This window comes from Saccharothrix sp. ST-888 (assembly GCF_000955975.1).
In the GTDB taxonomy this organism is placed as follows: domain Bacteria; phylum Actinomycetota; class Actinomycetes; order Streptomycetales; family Streptomycetaceae; genus Kitasatospora.
In genome coordinates, this window is the sequence record NZ_JYJF01000010.1 from 84,391 (window position 1) to 103,921 (window position 19,531).

Here is a 19,531-nt window from a genome sequence, read left to right on the forward strand (position 1 = left end):
ACGAGCGGGCGCTGGTTTAGACTTCTGGGGCTTCCCCGGGGGAGGCGGACGTCTACAGGGGCAGGCCGGCAATTCCATGAACTCAGCACTTCCCACACCCGTGCCGAACATGGCGACGGTCGACCGGCGCGCCGTGGTGTCCGGCACCGACACCTCGGGACCCGTGCCGGTGGAGTACAAGTTCCGCCCCGCCGACGGCGACGCCCGGCACCTGATCGTCATCTTCTCCGGCTTCAACGCCCCCAACGGCTACCACTTCGCCGGACGCTCGCTGAACGACCTGCGCGCCAACATCCTCTGGATCCGCGACCACTTCGACGAGCACTACAGCTACTACATGTGCCGGGACATGTCGTTCGACATCGAGTTCTCGGTGCTGAACCTGATCGACCGCACGCTGGCCGGACTCGGCCTGACCCGCGACCAGGCCAGCCTGCTGGGCGTCTCCAAGGGCGGCAGCGCGGCCCTGTACTACGGGCTGAAGCACGGTTTCCGGAACATCGTCACCGTCGTCCCGCAGTTCCTGATCGGCGACTACGTCAGGGACCGCGCCGTGACCGGCCGCTACATGATGGGCACCGACATGCCGCAGCAGCATGTCGACGCCCTCAACGGCGCCATCACCGAACAGCTGAAGGCCTACGGCGCCCAGGGGCACAACGTCTACCTGTTCACCTCCGAGGCGGACGAACAGTACGAGACCGAGATCAACCCCCACCTCAACCTGTTCTGGAACTGCGCCAACTTCAACCTCATCCGGACCAACTCCCCGATGGTCCGCCAGCACGGCGAGGTCTCCGGTTACAACCTGCCGATCATCTCCGGCGTGCTGGCCGCCCTCACCGACGGGGCCCAGCCGCGGATCGGCTTCCTGGAGAACGGCGACCAGGCGGTCGACGAGCACGGCCGGCACCACTTCCTCGCCGAACTGCGCCGGTCCGAGACCCTGCTGGCGGTGCTCCAGAAGCAGGACATCCGCGGCAACAACCTCCAGCTCAGCGGCCATGCCTTCATCCCCGGTGACGCGGGCTACGGGCCGGTCCAGACGGTGAAGCAGCTGGTCCTGGAGAGCGGCGGCCGGGTGCTGGAGTTCCCGCTCGCGGCGACCGAGGCCAAGTACACCTACAGCCGCTACTACGACCGCTACGCCTGCGACTACCCCGACGCCGGGTTCGAGCCGGAGAACAAGGCCGGGATACCGCTGAACGGCATACCCGGCGGCTCGTACGAGCTGTCGGTGCGGGTCAGCAGTCCGGCCGAGGGGATCGACCGCCGTACCCCGCTGGTCGCCCAGCGGCCCTTCGACCTGCGCCGGCCCACCGGCGGGATCGAGGTCTGCCTGGTCGGGGACGAGCAGGGGGTGCGGCTGATCCGCCGGCCGATCGTGGGCCACTCCTCCCAGGAGACCGCCTTCTCGATGGAGAAGAGCTGGCAGAAGGAACGGATCTTCCACGTCGAGGGCGTGTTCTTCGTCCACGGCCTGGAGGCCGCCGAGCGCGGGCACTCGACGTACTACCTGGTGCTGCGCAACGCCCGGGCGACGTACTCCTACCGGCTCGGGATCTCGCGCAAGGCGCCCGTGGTCCGGCCCCATGTGCGGCGCGGTGACTACGGCAACTACGAGTTCGGCTACTTCGCGACCTCGGGCTACAAGGGCATCGACCTGAAGAACGCCGCCACCGGGGAGTACGAGGTGCACATCTCGATGAGCCGGGGCGGGTCGCTCTTCTCGGTCGCCGCCGGCGCGATCACGCTGGCCTGAGGGCGGCGCGCCGCCGGGGCGCGCCGCGCTCAGCGCTTGTTGAGCGCCTCGATCGCGTGGAAGACGCGCTCGCTGTTGCGGGTGTCCCGGGGGCCGAAGAAGGCCTCCACCCGCTCGCGGTACGGGCTCTGCATCACGAAGCCGCCGGCCATCGAGGCGATCACCTCGTCCACCGCGTGCTCGACCGTGCGGCACGCTGGTCCGAAGCCCTCGTTGAGGATGTTCAGGTACCCGAGCCGGTAGTGCTTGCTGTAGAACTCGTCGAAGTCGAAGGGGACGTAGACCAGCGGCGTCCCCATGTAGACCACGTCGAAGAACACCGACGAGTAGTCGGTGACCATCAGCGAGCACTCCTTGAGGGCGTCCTGCACGTCACGGGTGGCCGGGTCGGCCACCTCGACCGAGGGGTGGCCGGTGCTGAAGTGGTGCAGGTACGGCCGGATCTCGTAGTGCGGGAAGAACTCCAGCGTCACACCGAAGTGTTCGAGCGCCGCGAGCAGGCGCGGGTGCTTGATGAACTCGGAGAAGAAGCGGTAGTACTCCGAGGAGGCGAACGGGATCTTCGGCTGGGCCGCCCGGTTGTAGGAGGGCGCCACGATGTCCCGGCGCCAGGTGGGCATCAGCAGGATCCGCCGGTCCTTGCGCACCTGCTCCAGCGCGTCGAAGCGCGGCAGACCGGTCTGCGCCACCCGCCTCGTGCCGTAGCCGAACTCCTCGGCGATGTAGCGGTTCTCGGCGGCGGCCGAGGTGACGAACATGTCCACGCTGGTGACGTGCCGCTGGGCGGACTGCGAGACGTCGTTGTAGATGACACCGTGCTGCAGGAAGACCCGCTTGTAGCGCAGCAGGTCGCCGTAGGTGGCCAGGTAGGCGCGCTTGTGGGTGCCGCGCGGGGTGAGGTACGCCTCCAGGTCGTACGGGCTGATCAGGTTGGTGGCGTGCAGCAGGTAGAGCCGGTGCCGGGTGGACCCGTGGGCCAGCACCTTGCCGTACTTCTTGACCTTGCCCCAGTCCGGACTGGTCCGCTCGATCACGTAGTAGGCGTTGCGGCGCCTCTTGTTGCTGCGCATCCAGCGGAAGAAGTGCAGGCCGTTGTCCTGCGCGGTGTCCTGGCGCTCGCCGATGATCCAGATGTTGCGGTGGTGCAGCAGCGGGTAGGTCAGCCAGTAGCCGAGCCTGGTGCGCCAGCCCTTGCGTCCCGGCAGGCTCCGGCGCAGCTGGCTCGCCCCGCGCCGGAGGGCGCCCGGCAGGCGGCCGAAGGCCGAGCCGGCGAGGACGTCGAGGCGGACGGTGCCGTGCGCGTCCACGGTCAGCTCGTACCTGCGCCGGCCGACCCGGTGGACTCCCTTGTAGCGGTACAGCGACATGCGCGCGGTGACCGGGATGTCCACCCGGTGCTCGCCGTCGTCGATCCGGACGAAGAGCTCCTGCCGGCCCGCGCCGGCCTGGGCGAGGTGGGTGTCCCGCACCCGGGCGTGGAAGCCAGCGTAGAGGTCCTTCTCCTTGCGGACGTGCCAGCGGTCGCGCCGGTAGTCCTGCTCCAGCGGAGCGGTGACCTCACCGTGCGCCGAACGCAGCACCAGTTCCAGGCGGTTGAGCAGCGGCTCGGCGAGGTCCACGCCGGTCATCGACAGCAGGCCCTCGAAGTGCAGGACCCCGTCGACGGGTTCGGCGGCCTCCAGGATCGCGCTCTGCTTGTCGACCCGCAGCAGGGCGCACTCGGTGCCGGTCCCGGCCAGCTGGCGGTAGAGCCCGCGCTCGTCCGCGTAGAGCTGCGGACGGTCCCTCGGCGGCTCGGTCGGGTCGCAGAAGACCTCCAGGCTGCCGGTCTTGGCGGCGTAGTGCAGCAGCCGGGACTGCGGCTGGATCGCGTACTGCCCGATCAGCTCGTCGGGGATCGGTGCGTACTGGGCGCAGACGGCGGGGAAGATCTCGGCGAGCGCCTGACGGCTCATGATCCGGTGCAGGCTGCGCAGGTACGGCTGGTAGTTGCGGACCACCATCCGGAACACCGTCTCGCGGACCTTCGGCTCGTCCTGGTCGGTGAACGCCAGCAGTCCCAGGTGGAGTTGGAGCAGGTCGCGGGAGCGCTGCGGGTGGTTCCAGGGTGAGTCGAGGAAGGATCCGCGCCTCTCCTCCACCCGCTCCAGGTGCACCACCTTGTCCACCAGGCTGATCTTGCGGGCCCGCAGCAGGGCGGGCAGGGCCAGCCAGGCCTCGTCGAAGTGCAGGCCCTCGCCGAAGCGCAGCCCGTACTCGGCCAGCTTGAGGGTCTTGAAGAGCTTGCCGCCGATACCGTCGGCGAAGAGCAGGAAGGGGGTGTCGGTGAGGTTCCGGATCACCCGGTCACCGTTGCCGAAGTAGCGCTGCCAGGGCGCCGGGGTGGTGGACTGCACCGGGAACTGTGCGACATCACCCATGATCACGTCGGCGACGTCCTGGCGGGCGGCCATCAGCAGGGTGTGCAGGGCGTTCCTGCCGAGGATGTCGTCGGCGTCCACGAACATCACCCAGGGCGCGCTGACCTTGCCGAGACCCGTGTTGCGGGCCGCGCCGGCGCCCTGGCGGGTCTGGGTGACCACGGTGACGTTGGACCGGTAGGCGGCGAAGGCGTGCAGCAGCCCGGCCGTGCCGTCGGTGGAGCCGTCGTCGACCAGGATCACCTGGGCGCGTTCGATACCGCGCTGCACGCCGATCGACCAGAGGCAGTCCAGCAGGGTGGCCTCGGCGTTGTGGCAGGGCACCACGATGGCCGCGGTGTACTTCGCCGGCTCCTCCGGCACCGCGGGGACGCCCGGCTCGCGGGTGAACCACTGCCAGTCGACGGTGGAGCGCTTGCGCGCCGCGACCAGCTCCAGGTGCTCGGCGGCGGTGCGCAGGCAGAGGTTGCCGCTGACCGTCTCGTACGCCTCGAAGAGGGCCTTGCCGACCTCGAAGCGGTACTCGTCCACCTCGTGCCCGCGGATGCACAGCGCGGTGGTGTGGCGCTTGCCGTTCCAGAGCACCTGCATCAGGAAGTTCCACCGGCCGCCGGCCTTGAGCGCCCGGCCGACGGCGTCGATGTCGACGACGGCCCGGTAGCGGATCACCCGGGAGTCGACCGAGACCAGCTCGACCGGGTACTCGTGCGCGGCGCTCTTGCCCTTGCGGACCACGCCCTTGAGGCTCAGCTGGTCCTTGGCGCCGATCCGGCCGAACTGGTTGAGGATCACCCCCTCCAGCTCGACCCGCTGGCCGTCCACCTCCAGGCGGGTCACCCGGTTGAACAGCTTCGCGTCGGCGAACGCGGCGGTGTGCAGGCCGAGCAGGGTGGCGTCCAGCTGCTGCTCGGCCTCCGGCAGGTGCAGCCCGGCGGCGGTCCAGTAGACCCTGCCGTCGCGCTCGAGCACGTCGCTGGCGACCACCGAGCGGCGCTGGACGTAGTCGGCGGTGGCCACCGCCGCGTCCAGCAGCCCCTGCCGCAGGCAGTAGGCCCGGATCCGCTCGATCACCCCGCAGCGCTCGTACGCCTCGGGGGTGACGGTCTCCAGGTACTCGGCCACGATCCGCTGGAAGGCGGCCCGGTACTCGGCGTCACCGCTGCGCAGGACGCCCATGTAGAGCCTGAGGTCGTGGGAGAGGAACTTGAGATCCTTACGGATCTTCAGGTCGTAGGCGCCCCGGCCCAGCAGGAACTCGTCGGCTCTGCGGTGCACCCAGACCCGGTCGGCGATGCTGCGGATCTCGCCGAGCCTGCGGGTGATGGACGGGGTCTCGGAGCTGACCTCGTAGAGCCAGCGGTAGACCGGCCTGGGGATGACGGTGATGCCGTCGGCGCAGGCGTACGCCACGGTGGAGAACAGGGTGTCCTCGTAGAAGACACCCTCGGGGAAGCGGACGTTGTCGCGCAGCAGGTACTCGCGGCGGTACAGCTTGGCGGCGGCGATCGGGTCGGTGAGCAGGTCCGGGTAGTCCCGGATGCCGGCGAACCGCCGCTCCTCGGGATCGGCGTGCAGGTCCGCGGCCCAGAGCTTGGGTTCGCCGGTCTCCACGTTGACCCGGACCGCGCGGCCGAGGGTGAGGTCGGCGCCGGTGCGCAGCGCCGACTCCAGCAGGTCCTCGCACGCCTTGTTGGGCAGTTCGTCGTCGGCGTCCAGGAACAGCACGTAGGTGCCGGTCGCCGCCGCGACGCCGTCGTTGCGGGGGGCGCCGACGCCGCCGCTGTTGGCCTGGCGGGGTATCAGCCGGATCCGCGGGTCGGCCTGCGCGAAACCCTGGACCAGTTCGACGGTGTTGTCCTCGGAGCAGTCGTCCACCACCAGGATCTCGATCGCGTCGAGGGTCTGGAGCTGGGCCGACTGGATGGCCCGGCCGACCGTACCCGCCGCGTTGTAGGCGGCGATCACCACCGAGACGGCCGGGGCAGGGGAGGTCACATACTCAGTGCTCGGACTCAAGGTGGCTCACCGGATCGTGCGCAGGTACATGGTCGGGCTGTCCTCTTCCGCCTGGAACGACCGGACGGGCTGCTGTTCCTGCCGCGGCCGGGGGTCGGCGGGCTGCTGCCCCTGCCTCGGCTCGACGGACCGGTCCGGCGGGCGGAGGCCCGCGGCGATCTCCAGGTCCCGGCGGCGCTTGCGCAGGGCCATGTCGGCCATGGTCTGCTCGAAGTCCTTGGTGGAGAGCCAGAACTTGTACAGGATGGCGAGCTCGAAGACCGACAGGCCGACCGAGACCACCACGGTGACCAGACCGATCCGGCCGACGATCGGCGCGACGATGAAGACGCCCATCTGGAACTCGATGCCGCTGATCAGATGGGTGCGGATGCGGTGCCGCTTGAGGAAGTTGCGGGCCCGCATGTACCAGGGGAAGTTCTTCCGGAAGCCCTGGTGCAGGTCGACGATCTCGGCGTCCTGGGTCTCCAGGTGCACCTGGGCCTGGACTATCTCGGGCTGGGCGGTGTCGAGTTCGGGGTTGTCGCGGAGCAGGTCCTCCATGAAGAGCAGCGACTTGCCGCTGACCCCGTCGGTGCTGCCGCCGCTGATGGTCTCCAGCTTCTTCCGCATGCCCTGGCGCATCTTGTAGATCTGCAGCGCGTTCACGTAGCGGATCATGTCGAGGAAGATGACCAGGATGGCCAGCCAGAAGTACATCTCGGTCGGGTTGTCCCGGAACTGGCCGACCATCAGGCAGAGCGCGCAGATGACGACCCGGATCCGGTCGAAGACGTAGTCCAGCCAGGCGCCGAAGATGCTGCCGTTGCCGGTGAGCCGGGCCAGCTTCCCGTCCATGCAGTCGAGGATGAAGCTGAGGTGGTAGAGCCCGGCGCCGAGGATCAGCGCGGTGCGGTCGCCGAGGGCGAAGAGCCAGGCCGAGCCGAGGCCGAGGAACAGCGCGGCCCAGGTGATCTGGTTCGGGGTGATCCGGGTGTGGCGGGCGACCCAGCGGACCAGCGGCGTGGCCACCGGGTCCACCAGGACCACGGTCCACCAGGCGTCACGCTTCTTCAGCGTGCGGTCCCTGACCTCGTCGAGGGTCATGGTTCTGCGGTGCGAGCCCCGCCCCGCCACCCGCGCCTCCGAGGAGTCGTCGTTCATGTCACCGGCCAACGCCACCGCTCGCCACGGTCCTTCCTGGAACTTCGTGCTGGCCCGGATCGCGGTGTGGGTCGCTGGGTCTGGCGCCATGAGCTCATCATGATCTCATGAACAGATTACCGGTCGGCGATGTCCGCTTGAATACGGCATTGCCAAGGAATGGTCACGCACCATCACCCGGCAAACTACCGATTTGTCACTTCTTGAGGCGGTAGATGACGGTGTCCGCATTCACCGCGACCACCTCGTACCTGCTGTCCAGCAGACTCTCGATCCTCGGCACCAGGACCGGCTGGTAGGGCGCGCGACCGGAGTCGTCCACCACCACCTCGGGCAGCCCCTTGGAGAGCTCCTGATCGAAGGTCTGCCAGGCGTCGGCCACGCTGTACTGCTCGCCGACGTTCTGGCTGCTGTCCTTGCCGCCGCTGTAGTTGGTCAGGAAACCCGCCGTCAGATAGCGGGTGACCGGACGGCGGTCGGCCAGCCAGTACAGCTCCGGGTGCATGCCCCAGACCAGCACGGTGTCCTTGGGCGTGGTCTGCTTGGCGATCGTGGTGGCGACCTCGGTGGTGTGGGTCAGCTTCTGGCCCGGCCAGAACAGGGCCAGGCCCCAGAACACCGTCGCCGCGACCGTGGTGTACACCAGCACCGGCCGCCAGCGGATCTGCGAGGTGCACACCGCGCCCACCCCGAGCAGCACCAGCGGCGGCATCAGCTGCAGGTAGTAGTGCCCGAAGAAGTGGAAGCCGGTGCTCACCGCGATCACCGAGGAGAGCAGCCAGATCCACAGGTCGCCGGTCGAGCCGTGCGCCTCGTCCGGCCGCTCGGCCACCGGACGGCCCCGGTACCTCAGCCAGAGCCGGCGGCCCACCGGGGCCAGGAAGCCGAGACCGGCGGCCAGCAGGATGCCCGCGTTGCCGAAGGCCCGGCCGAGCATCTGCAGCCAGGCGCCGTCCAGCGAGGCGTAGTCGCCGCTGCCGGTGACCACCCAGAACAGGAAGCCCTTGGGCTTGGTGAGGATCACCGCGACCAGCGCTATCGGCAGCGCGAAGCCGAAGCAGACCTTGAACAGGGCGGGCTTCCAGGCCACCCCGCGGTGCCGGGCGTCCTGCCAGAGCATCCAGAGCACGGCCATCAGCACCGCCCCGCCGGTCTGCTTGGTGAGCGAGCAGAGCGCGACCGCGATCCCGGCCGCCAGCCAGCGCCGCCGCTCGGCGTAGCGGAAGGCGGCCACCATGGCGGGGAGCATGAAGACCTCGAAGGTCGCCGCCTGGGTGTCCTCGGGGGAGAGCCCGATGGAGACCAGCAGGTACAGCGCTCCGGCGATCGCGCCCGCCCGATCGCCCCGAGCCGAAAGGCGCGCCGACGCCGAAAGCGAAGAGCGACGAGGAGCGGAACCCCAGCGGCCACGGGCCAGCGAGGCCAGCAGGACGGCCGTGACCAGGTGCGCCACGATCGCCAGGACGCGCAGCGGCCAGAGCGAGAGCGACCCGAAGACCGCGAAGCAGGCCTCGTACAGCCAGGGCAGCAGCGGGGGCTTGCGGTCCACCACGGTGTCGTACAGCACTCCGCCGTCGGCCAGCATCCTGGCCTGGGTGGCCAGGTAGCCCTCGTCGGGGCTCCAGACCGGGCGGAGGAAGGAGGGGATGTGGGTGACCACCGCCAGCAGGGCCAGCACCGGAACGACCCTGGTCCAGTAGCCCGCGCGGACGCGCCCGAGCAGCCGCCGGTCCAGGCGGTCGGTCAGGCGGTCGGCCGGTGCCACACGTGTGGGGGAGTCAAGCACAGGTGACAAACTACCCGGCGGGACCGACGCCGGTGGCGCCGGTCCCGTCTTTGGTTCGGATCATCCGACAGTCGTTTGATGTGTCCCTGCTCGATCGGGTGTCATCGAACCGGCCGCGCTGTGTCCTTCGTCACGCCTCGACGCTCACCTGGTCGAGCCGGGCCACCGTCTCGGTGACCTTGCGGGCGATGTCCGGGGCGGTCAGGCCGATCTCGGCCAGGATCTCCTCGCGCTTGGCGTGGTCGAGGAACTCCTGCGGGATGCCGAAGTCGCGCAGCGGCAGGTCCACCCCCGCGTCGCGCAGCGCCTGGGAGATCGCCGAGCCGACGCCGCCGGCCCGGCCGTTGTCCTCGACCGTGACGACCATCCGGTGCTCGGCGGCCAGCCCCGGCAGGGCCGCGTCCACCGGCTTGACCCAGCGCGGGTCCACCACGGTGGTGGTGATGCCCTGGGCGGACAGCAGCTCGGCGGCCTCCAGGCACATGGTGGCCATCGCGCCGACCGAGACGATCAGGACGTCGGCCCGCCTGCCGTCGGTGCCCTCGCCGTTCTCGCGCAGCACGTCCATGCCGCCGATCCGGCCCAGGGCGGGGACCGCGGGGCCGACCGTGCCCTTGGAGTAGCGGACCACGGTGGGCGCGTCCCCGACCTCGACGGCCTCCCGCAGCTGGGCGCGGACCTGGTCGGCGTCGCGCGGCGCGGCGAGCCGCAGACCCGGGACGACCTGCAGGATCGACATGTCCCACATGCCGTTGTGCGAGGCGCCGTCGGTGCCGGTGACACCCGCGCGGTCGAGCACGAAGGTGACGCCCAGCCGGTGCAGGGCGACGTCCATCAGCACCTGGTCGAAGGCCCGGTTCAGGAAGGTCGCGTAGACCGCGACCACCGGGTGCAGGCCGTTGGTGGCCAGGCCCGCGGCCGAGACGGCGGCGTGCTGCTCGGCGATGCCGACGTCGAAGATCCGGTCCGGGTACGCCTTGGCGAACGGGGCCAGGCCCACCGGGTGCAGCATCGCGGCGGTGATCGCCACGATGTCCTTGCGCTCGCGGCCGAGGGCGACCATCTCCTCGCCGAAGACCGAGGTCCAGTCCTTGCCCGAGCTCTTGATCGGCAGACCGGTCTCCGGGTGGATCACGCCCACCGCGTGGAAGCGGTCCTCGTCGTTCTGCTCGGCGGCGTGGTAGCCGCGGCCCTTCTCGGTGAGGCAGTGCACGATCACCGGGCCGCCGAAGCCGCGCGCCTTGGTGAAGGCCGACTCCAGCGCCGCCAGGTCGTGGCCGTCGATCGGGCCGATGTACTTCAGGCCCAGGTCCTCGAACATGCCCTGCGGGGCGATGAAGTCCTTCAGGCCCTTCTTGGCGCCGTGCAGGGTCTCGAAGAGCGACTGGCCGACCACGGGGGTGCGCTGCAGCGCCTCCTTGCCCCAGGTCAGGAAGCGCTCGTAGTTCTGCGTGGTGCGCAGCGTCGCGAGGTGGTTGGCCAGGCCGCCGATGGTCGGCGAGTACGAGCGCTCGTTGTCGTTGACGACGATGACGACCGGCAGGTCCTTGCAGTCCGCGATGTTGTTGAGCGCCTCCCAGGCCATGCCGCCGGTGAGCGCGCCGTCACCGATCACGGCGACTACCGGGCGGTCCTTGTGACCCTGGAGCTTGTTGGCCTTGGCCAGGCCGTCGGCGTAGCCGAGCACGGTGGAGGCGTGTGAGTTCTCGATCACGTCGTGCTCGGACTCGGCCCGGGACGGGTAGCCGGAGAGGCCGCCCTTCATCTTCAGCCGGGAGAAGTCCTGGCGGCCGGTGAGCAGCTTGTGGACGTAGCTCTGGTGACCGGTGTCGAAGAGGATGCGGTCGCGCGGCGAGTCGAAGACCCGGTGCATCGCGATGGTGAGTTCCACCACGCCCAGGTTCGGCCCGAGGTGGCCGCCCGTCTTGGAGACCTCTTCGACCAGGAAGCTGCGGATCTCCTGGGCCAGCGCGGCCAGCTGCGGCCCGGTGAGCCGGTCGAGATCGCGCGGTCCCCGAATGCGGGTCAGCAGGGCCACCCGTTCCTCCTCGTTCAAAGGGTCTCAGGCCCTCTCGGGCCCGACGGGCCTCGCTGCCCGTTGGTGCCGGCGCGCTCGGCGAGTTCCGCCACGCCCGGCTGGTCGAGTCTAATGTCCACAACTCGGACTTCTGCGGCGGGCCGTGCACCTTCTGCCCTTCGAAGCCCAAGCCGCTGATTTTACGCCCTCCCCGGGCTCCGGGACGCGACCGGCAGCGGCCCGCAGCGGAGCGGACGCGGTCGGGGGCACGGGGAAGCGTGCCCCGCGCCCCTGGTCGCGCCCTGGGCGGGCGCCTCAGCGGGGGAAGGCCCGGCGGGCGCGCCAGGTGGTGTGCTCGCGGGAGACCGCCTCCTCGGCGTCGGCCGCCAGCTTGGCCCAAGTGGACTCGGAGTCCTCCGCGTTGAGGTCCATGGCGGAGAGCTGCCCGGAGACGATCTCCAGCTCCCGGGCCGCCAGCAGGTAGGCCGCGGCCAGCGGCCGCAGCTGCTTGAGCTGGGTCCAGGCGATCACCGCCGCCGCAGCCGCCGCACAGGCGCCGAACGCCTGCACCGAGAGCGCACCCGCCACCTGGGCCACCGCGGCCGCACCGCCGACGATCATCAGGGCCACCGTGACCAGCCCCCAGGACACCGCCTGCGACTCACAGGCCTCGGCCCGCGAGCGGTACCACAGGCGCTGGCCGTCCACCCGCGCCCGCAGGTACCTGGTCCGCCGGACCGTCAGCGCGGCGGCCCGCAACTGCCGCATCTCGTCGGAGATCTCCGCCTGCGTGCCGGGCGGCACGATCTCCGGGTCCTCGAAGGCCCGCAGCACGTCGGCCAGCTGGAGCCGGTAGCGGCTCTCCGCCTCCAGCGAGTCGGCGGGGCCCTCGAAGGGCTGCGCCCGGACCGCGTACTTCCAGGCCAGCGTCTTGACCGACTCGGCGGCGGCCCGTGCCTCGTACCAGCGGCCCTGCGGGTTGGTGGTGCGCAGGCGGTACCAGAAGTAGCCCGCGCCCAGGAAGGCGGCGACCGAGACCAGCGGGGTGGCGTCCCCGCCGCCGTCGCGGTGCGAGCCCGGCAGCACGCTGACCACCGCGGCGGCGACCAGCAGCAGGATCTGCCAGCGGTACCAGCGCAGGGTCCGCTGCTGGCCCTCGATCGACGCCCGGTCGGCCGTCCAGAACGGTTCGGGCAGCAGTTCGGCCTCGCCGCTGCCGGGCGGATCCTGCTGCACCATCGCCGCTCCCCCCTCGCACCCCGTCAGCGGGCAGTATGCCCAACCTCAACTCCCGTACACAGCATGGTTTTCGGACAGTCGAGCGAGCACAGCAGGACGGGCCGCAGGTCGGTACGACCCACGGCCCGTCGAGGGGAGCCCGCACGCTCCCCCGGTGTCAGCCTCGACCTGCGGACTTCTGCGTCCGCCGGGAGACCGAGTCCAGGACGACGGCGCCCAGCAGCACCGCACCCGTGATCATGTACTGGATGGACTGGTTGACGTGCACCAGGTCCAGGCCGGTGATGATCGACTGGATCACCAGGATGCCGAGCAGCGCCGACCAGGTCTTGCCCCGGCCACCGAAGAGGCTGGTGCCGCCGATGACGACCGCCGCGATGGAGTTCATCAGGACGTTGCCGCTGCCCAGCAGCTTGTCGCCGGAGCCCTGCTGGGAGGCGATGAACAGACCGCCGAGGGCCGCCATGCCGGCCGAGATCATGTAGACCGAGATCCGCACCCAGTCCACGTTGATGCCCGCCCGGCGGGCCGCCTCGACGCCACCGCCGACCGCGAAGATCTGCCGGCCGTAGGAGGTGCGGCGGAGCACGAAGTCACCGATCACGACGACCGCGAGGAAGATCACCAGCGGCAGCGGCAGGCCCTGGTTCTGGTTCAGCACGTACGCCGCGACCAGGGAGATCACCGCGACCACGCCGGTGCGCAGCCAGATCTCGCTCATCGGGCGGGCGGGCAGCCCGGCCGCCGTGCGGCGGCGGTGGTCCAGCAGCTGGCCGGCCGCGAAGAGCACGGTCCCGAGGACCGCCAGCGCCCAGGCGTAGAAGACGTCGCCGTCACCGAGGAAGTAGGTGTCCAGGTTGGCGATCACACCGTCGTTGATCAGGTTGACGGTGCCCTTGTCGCCGAGCACGTACATCTGCAGACCGCTCCAGGTCAGCAGACCCGCGAGGGTGACCACGAACGAGGGCACGCCGATCTTGGCGAAGAAGAAGCCGTGCAGGGCGCCCATGCCGACGGCGGCGCCGATCGCGATCAGGATGGCCAGCCACTCGTTCACCCCGGAGCGGACCGAGACCACCGAGGCGATGGCGGCCGAGACACCGGCCACCGAGCCGAGCGAGAGGTCGATCTCACCGAGCAGCAGGACGAAGACGATGCCCACCGCGATCAGGCCGGGGCCGGCGATCCACTTGGTGATGTTGGTGAGGTTGTCCGGGTTCAGGAAGTTGCCGGTGAGGCCCTGGAAGATCGCCGCGATCAGGATCAGGCCGAGCACGACCGGGACGGAGCCCAGGTCGCCGCTCTTCATCCGCCGCTTGAACTCGTCGAGGTAGCCGGCGAATCCGGCCTCGCGGATCAGCAGGCGCGGGTCGATCGCGGGGGCCGCTGCGGCGGGCGCGGTGTCCGTCGGGCCGTCGGCCGCGGCTTCGACGGCTGTGGTGGCTGCCGCGGCTTCGACGGCTGTGGTGGCTGCCGCGGCTTCGACGGCTGTGGTGACTTCGGCAGCCGCCTCGGCGGCCGAGGTGGTGGTCGGGTCGGTGGTCACTTGGCTTCCTCCGCGAGACGCGCCTGACGCCGGGTCACCGCGTTCTCGGTGGCGCCGGTGATGGCGGAGATGATCTCCTCGTGCGAGGTGGTGGCCACCTCGAACACGCCGTTGTTGCGGCCGAGTCGGAGCACCGCGACGGTGTCCGCAACGGCCTTGACGTCGGCCATGTTGTGGCTGATCAGGATGACGCCGAGGCCGCGCTCGCGCAGCCGCTCGACCAGGTCGAGCACCTGGGCGGTCTGCTCCACGCCGAGGGCGGCGGTGGGCTCGTCCAGGATGACGATCTTCGGGTCACCGACCAGGGCGCGGGCGATGGCCACCACCTGGCGCTGGCCGCCGGAGAGCGCGGCGATCGGGATCCGGACACTGGGGATGCGGATCGACAGGGTGTCGAGCAGCTCCTTGGCCCGCTTCTCCATCGCGACCTCGTCGAGCGTGCCGAAGCGGCGCAGCTCGCGGCCGAGGAAGAGGTTGCCGACCACGTCGAGGTTGTCGCAGAGCGCGAGGTCCTGGTAGACGGTCGCGACACCGAGCGACTGGGCGTCGTGCGGCCGGTTGATGTCGACCTGCCTGCCCTCCCACTCGATCGAGCCCTCGTCGATCGGGTGGACGCCCGCGATGGTCTTCACCAGCGTGGACTTTCCGGCGCCGTTGTCGCCGACCAGGGCGACCACCTCACCCGCGTGCACCTCGAGGTGGACGTCGGTGAGCGCCTGGACAGCGCCGAAGCGCTTGGAGACCCCGCGCAACGCCAGTACGGGTGCGCCTGTCACGTGAACCAACTCCTTCGTTCCGTGCCGCTGGCTCTACATTCGGCGGTGGCACGGCCTGCCGCGCGCCGACCCGGGCGCGAAGGGGTAGTACGAGAAATGAACGGGCACGGCGGGGTTCTGCACGCCGTGCACGGTGGGAGGCGTCCCCGGAGGGGGTCGGGGGCGCCTCCCGAACCGCTGGTACTGCTACGGCCGGAAGCCTTACTGCAGGCCGGCGGCCTTGCAGGCGTCGGCGTAGTCGGCGGTGCAGATGTCGCCCACCTTGTAGAGGCCGTCGGCGATCACGGTGTCCTTGATGTTCGCCTTGGTGACGACCTTGGCGTCCAGCAGCTTGGCCGGGATGCCCTTGTCGGTGTCGCTGTCCGCGGTGGAGGTGGCGACGGACTTGACGTCCTTGCCCTGCAGCAGGTCGACGGCGAGCTCGGCGGCGTTGTCGGCGAGCGGCTTGTACGCCTTGTAGATGGTGTAGGTCTGGTCGCCGGCGACGATGCGCTGGATGGCGTCGAGGCCCGCGTCCTGACCGCCCACCGGCACGGTGATGCCGGAGGCCTTCAGCTGGGTGATGATGGCGGCGGCCATGCCGTCGTTGGCCGAGTAGACGGCCTGGAAGCCGTCCTTGGTCAGCTGGGTGATGGCGGCGCCGATCTTCTGGCCGGCCACGGTGGGCTTCCACTCACCGGACTGCTCGTAGACGATCTTCTTGACCTTGCTGTCCAGCACCTTGTGCGCACCGGCCTTGAACTGACCGGCGTTCGGGTCGGCGTCGTCACCGTTGATCATCACGACGTTGGCGTCGGCGGCCTTGTCCCCCAGCGCGTCGACCAGGGCCTGGCCCTGCAGCTCGCCGACCTTCTCGTTGTCGAACGAGACGTAGGCGGAGACCGGGCCGGTGGCCAGCCGGTCGTACGCAATGACCTTGACGTTCTTGTCCGCGGCTTCCTTCACCCACTGCTGGGTGGACTTCGCGTCGAAGGCGTCCAGGATGATGACCTTCACGCCCTGCGCGATCAGCGTGTCGAACTGCTGCTTCTGCTTGGCGGCAGAACCCTCGGCGTTGCTGTACTTGACGTTGCAGTCACTGCACAGCGCCTTGACCTTGGCCTCGATGAACGGCTTGTCGAAGGACTCGTACCGGGTCGAGGAAGCGTTCTCGGGAAGCAGCAGGCCGATCGACTTGGTGTCACCGGAGGAGGCGCTGTCCTTCTTGTCGCCGCCGGCCTTGCCACAGGCGGCCATGGTCAGAGCCATCGAGACAGCGGCGGTGCCGATGACCGCGCGACGCGTCATTGCGTTCATGGTTGGGGGTGCCTCCCTGACAGAGCCGCAACGTTGCGGCGAGGTGGAAGGGAGTCAACCCGGCCCGATCGCTTGACGTCAATAAGTAAAACCGGAAGACCGGACATCCGAACCCTTTCGTTATCTTCCTGAAGGCGAAGCCGAGACCAACCGGCCCCGGCCCGCCCTCGGGACCCGCTCAGACGTGGAGCGTCGCGGAGGCTCCCGACTGCCGGATAGCGCCCGATTCGCCCATCTCGCTCATCACCAGCGCGAGCGCCCCGAGCACCTCCGCACGGCCGCCCAACGTGCCCGGCACCACCGAGAGCTGACGCGCCGCGCTCGGGATGGCGTACCGGGCCACCGAGTCCCGGATCGGGGAAAGCACCAGCTCACCGGCCTCGGCCAGATCGCCGCCGAGGATGATCCGGCGCGGGTTGAGCAGGTTGCACAGGGTGGCCACACCGGTGCCGATCTGCCGTCCGGCGTCGGCGATCACCCGGCGGCAGCCCAGATCGCCCTGGCCGGCCAGTTGTACGACCTTGGTCAGCGTCAGTTCACCCGGATGGTTGGCGTTCAAAAGGTTGAGCAGGTAGCGGGACCCGACGAAGGTCTCCAGGCACCCGCGGTTGCCGCAGCGGCAGACCGGACCCGCCTCGTCCAGGGTGATGTGCCCGATCTCGCCCGCCGTCCCGCCGGGGCCCCGGTAGATCTGACCGTTGATCACCAGCCCCGCGCCGACACCGCTGGCCACCTTGATGTACGCCAGGTCGCTCAGCCCGCGCCCGGCGCCCCAGACCAGCTCGCCCAGCGCGCCGAGGTTGGCGTCGTTGTCCACGTACACCGGCATGCCGAGCCGCTGGGACAGCTCCCGGCCCGGGGCGATGCCCGTCCAGCCGGGCAGGATCGCGGTGGAGCCGAGCGCCCCGGTCTCCACGTCGATCGGGCCCGGTACGCCCAGGCCCACCCCGATCACCTTGTCGGAGCGGAATCCGGCCTGGGCCAGCAGCCGGTCCACCAGCGCCTCGGCCCGGTCGAAGCCCTGCTGGGCGGAGACGTCGACGTCGATCGGCTCGCTCTCCTCGGCGAGCACCCGGTGCGCCAGATTGCCCACGGCCACCCGCAGGTGGGTGTGGCCGAAGTCGACGCCCACCACGATCCCGGCGTCCCCGCTGAGCGAGACGCTGCGGGCCCGGCGGCCGCCGGAGGAGGTGTCGGCGACCACCACGGTGCCGCCCTCCTTGAGCTCCCGGACGATGTTGGACACCGTGGCCGCCGACAGCCCCGTGCTCCGGGCGATCTCGGCCTGGGTCAGCGAGCCCGCCATCCGGACCGCTCGCAGCACCCGTTCGAGGTTCGCCCGGTGCAGCGAGGACTGCGATCCCGGTGTGTCCATCGACATGATTCACCCTTCCAGGGCCCGGGGACTCGACCGTCCCCTCACCCCTGCCGCGCCATTGCGGCGGAGCTCCGTTGCGGCCGCGGCGGTCGTCACCCTCGGGTGCCGAACCCTCCGCCGGGCCCCACTTTCAACTTCTGAACTCTATGCTCGGCCACCAGCCCGTCACCGCGTCAAGGCCGAAGACAGATCGTTAGGAAACCTCTGCTGAGCCGCCCCCTCGCCTGCGAATATCCGCGCGGGACCCGGACACCGGCATGGGAAGATGCCAGGCATCCATGCCTGAGATAGGAGTCCTGCGAGTGCCTGGCACCAACTTGACCCGCGAGGAGGCCCGCACCCGGGCCGCGCTTCTCCACGTGGACGCGTACGACATCGAGCTCGACCTGAGCTCGGCCCGCGAGGGCGGAACCTTCCGGTCCACCACCGTGGTCCGTTTCACCGCCGCCACCCCAGGCGCCGCCAGCTTCATCGACCTGGTCGCGCCCACCGTCGCCGAGATCGTGCTCAACGGCGAGTCGCTGCCGCTGGAGAACTTCTCCGACAGCCGGATCGCGCTGCCCTCGCTCAAGGCCCGGAACGAGCTGCGCGTCGTCGCCGACTGCGCCTACACCAACACCGGTGAGGGCCTGCACCGCTTCGTCGACCCGGTGGACGGCGAGACCTACCTCTACACCCAGTTCGAGGTCCCGGACGCCCGCCGCGTCTTCGCCTCCTTCGAACAGCCCGACCTGAAGGCCCCGTTCACGTTCACCGTGACCGCCCCCAAGGGCTGGGTCGTGGTCTCCAACTCCCCCACCCCGACCCCGGTCGGCGAAGGGAAGACCCAGGTCTGGCACTTCGAGCCGACCGCCCGGATGTCCTCCTACATCACCGCGCTGATCGCCGGCCCCTACGTCGGTGTCTTCGACGCCTACGAGAAGGGCGACCAGAAGGTCCCGCTGGGCGTCTACTGCCGCCCCTCGCTGCGCGAGTTCCTGGACGCCGAGGCGATCTTCGCGGTCACCAAGCAGGGCTTCGACTACTTCCAGGAGAAGTTCGACTTCGCGTACCCCTTCGCCAAGTACGACCAGCTGTTCGTCCCGGAGTTCAACGCCGGCGCGATGGAGAACGCGGGCGCCGTCACCCTGCGCGACCAGTACGTCTTCCGGTCCAAGGTGACCGACGCGGCGTACGAGGCGCGGGCCGCGACGGTCCTGCACGAGCTGGCCCACATGTGGTTCGGCGACCTGGTCACCATGGAGTGGTGGAACGACCTCTGGCTCAACGAGTCGTTCGCCACCTACGCCGAGACCGTCTGCCAGGCCGAGGCCGCCGGTTCCCGCTGGCCGCACTCCTGGACCACCTTCGCCAACCAGATGAAGACCTGGGCGTACCGGCAGGACCAGCTGCCGTCCACCCACCCGATCATGGCGGAGATCAACGACCTGGAGGACGTCCAGGTCAACTTCGACGGCATCACCTACGCCAAGGGCGCCTCGGTGCTCAAGCAGCTGGTCGCCTACGTCGGCCAGGACGCCTTCTTCAAGGGCGTCCAGGCGTACTTCAAGGCCCACGCCTGGGGCAACACCCGCCTCAGCGACCTGCTCGGCGCCCTGGAGAAGGCCAGCGGCCGCGACCTGAAGACCTGGTCGAAGGCCTGGCTGGAGACCGCCGGCATCAACGTGCTGCGCCCCGAGATCACCCTCAACTCCGACGGGCAGATCGAGTCCTTCACCGTCATCCAGGAGGCGCCCGCGCTGCCGGCTGGCGCCAAGGGCGAGGCCGTGCTGCGCCCGCACCGGATCGCCATCGGCGCGTACGAGCTGAAGGACGGCAAGCTGATCCGGGTCGACCGGATCGAGCTGGACGTCGACGGCCCGCGCACCGAGGTCCCGCAGCTGGTCGGCGCGCACCGGCCCGCCGTGCTGCTGCTCAACGACGACGACCTCTCCTACGCCAAGGTCCGCCTCGACGAGGACTCGCTCGCGGTCGTCACCGAGCACCTCGGCGGCTTCACCGACTCGCTGCCGCGCGCGCTGTGCTGGGCCTCCGCCTGGGACATGACCCGCGACGGCGAGCTCGCCGCCCGCGACTACCTCGCGCTGGCCCTCTCCGGCCTGGCCCGGGAGACCGACATCGGCGTGGTCCAGTCGGTGCAGCGCCAGGTCCA

At 69.8% G+C, this 19,531-nt stretch carries 11 protein-coding genes; 2 read left to right on the forward strand and 9 right to left on the reverse strand.

Annotated features, from left to right (window positions below; translation table 11 throughout):
* The first annotated feature begins 76 nt into the window (after window positions 1–76).
* Complete coding sequence (locus UK12_RS06710) at window positions 77–1,762, forward strand: accessory Sec system protein Asp2 (RefSeq protein ID WP_045300642.1); 1,686 nt, start codon at window positions 77–79, stop codon at window positions 1,760–1,762.
* 29 nt (window positions 1,763–1,791) lie between these two features.
* Here the strand turns inward: UK12_RS06710 and UK12_RS36355 are convergent, their stop codons facing one another.
* From UK12_RS36355 to UK12_RS06755, 9 genes are all read right to left on the reverse strand, one after another.
* Window positions 1,792–6,177 carry a bifunctional glycosyltransferase/CDP-glycerol:glycerophosphate glycerophosphotransferase gene (locus tag UK12_RS36355; RefSeq protein WP_052681648.1) on the reverse strand — a complete coding sequence of 1,462 codons (4,386 nt, stop codon included), beginning with the start codon at window positions 6,175–6,177 and terminating at the stop codon, window positions 1,792–1,794.
* A 27-nt stretch (window positions 6,178–6,204) separates the two neighbouring features.
* Window positions 6,205–7,431, reverse strand: coding sequence for a CDP-alcohol phosphatidyltransferase family protein (locus tag UK12_RS06720; protein WP_197084609.1), 1,227 nt, complete (start codon window positions 7,429–7,431; stop codon window positions 6,205–6,207).
* A 106-nt stretch (window positions 7,432–7,537) separates the two neighbouring features.
* On the reverse strand, window positions 7,538–9,106 hold the full coding sequence (locus tag UK12_RS06725) for a glycosyltransferase family 39 protein (RefSeq protein ID WP_197084610.1): 1,569 nt from the start codon (window positions 9,104–9,106) through the stop codon (window positions 7,538–7,540).
* Between the two features lie 151 nt (window positions 9,107–9,257).
* Window positions 9,258–11,165 carry a 1-deoxy-D-xylulose-5-phosphate synthase gene (dxs, locus tag UK12_RS06730; protein ID WP_045300644.1) on the reverse strand — a complete coding sequence of 636 codons (1,908 nt, stop codon included), beginning with the start codon at window positions 11,163–11,165 and terminating at the stop codon, window positions 9,258–9,260.
* A 294-nt stretch (window positions 11,166–11,459) separates the two neighbouring features.
* Complete coding sequence (locus UK12_RS06735; protein WP_045300646.1) at window positions 11,460–12,383, reverse strand: DUF4231 domain-containing protein; 924 nt, start codon at window positions 12,381–12,383, stop codon at window positions 11,460–11,462.
* 157 nt (window positions 12,384–12,540) lie between these two features.
* The gene (locus UK12_RS06740) at window positions 12,541–13,929 is read right to left on the reverse strand and encodes a sugar ABC transporter permease (RefSeq protein WP_082119370.1); all 1,389 of its coding nucleotides are present in this window, start codon (window positions 13,927–13,929) and stop codon (window positions 12,541–12,543) included.
* On the reverse strand, window positions 13,926–14,705 hold the full coding sequence (locus UK12_RS06745) for an ATP-binding cassette domain-containing protein (RefSeq protein WP_045300648.1): 780 nt from the start codon (window positions 14,703–14,705) through the stop codon (window positions 13,926–13,928). Before UK12_RS06745 ends, UK12_RS06740 begins: the two co-directional genes overlap by 4 nt.
* A gap of 201 nt (window positions 14,706–14,906) precedes the next feature.
* Complete coding sequence (locus tag UK12_RS06750; RefSeq protein ID WP_045300650.1) at window positions 14,907–16,001, reverse strand: sugar ABC transporter substrate-binding protein; 1,095 nt, start codon at window positions 15,999–16,001, stop codon at window positions 14,907–14,909.
* Window positions 16,002–16,179: 178 nt separating this feature from the next.
* Window positions 16,180–17,382, reverse strand: coding sequence for an ROK family transcriptional regulator (locus UK12_RS06755; RefSeq protein WP_197084611.1), 1,203 nt, complete (start codon window positions 17,380–17,382; stop codon window positions 16,180–16,182).
* A 299-nt stretch (window positions 17,383–17,681) separates the two neighbouring features.
* On the opposite strand from UK12_RS06755, the gene pepN reads away from it, so the two are divergent.
* The coding region (gene pepN, locus UK12_RS06760) for an aminopeptidase N (RefSeq protein ID WP_045300652.1) at window positions 17,682–19,531 on the forward strand (1,850 nt) is incomplete at its 3' end.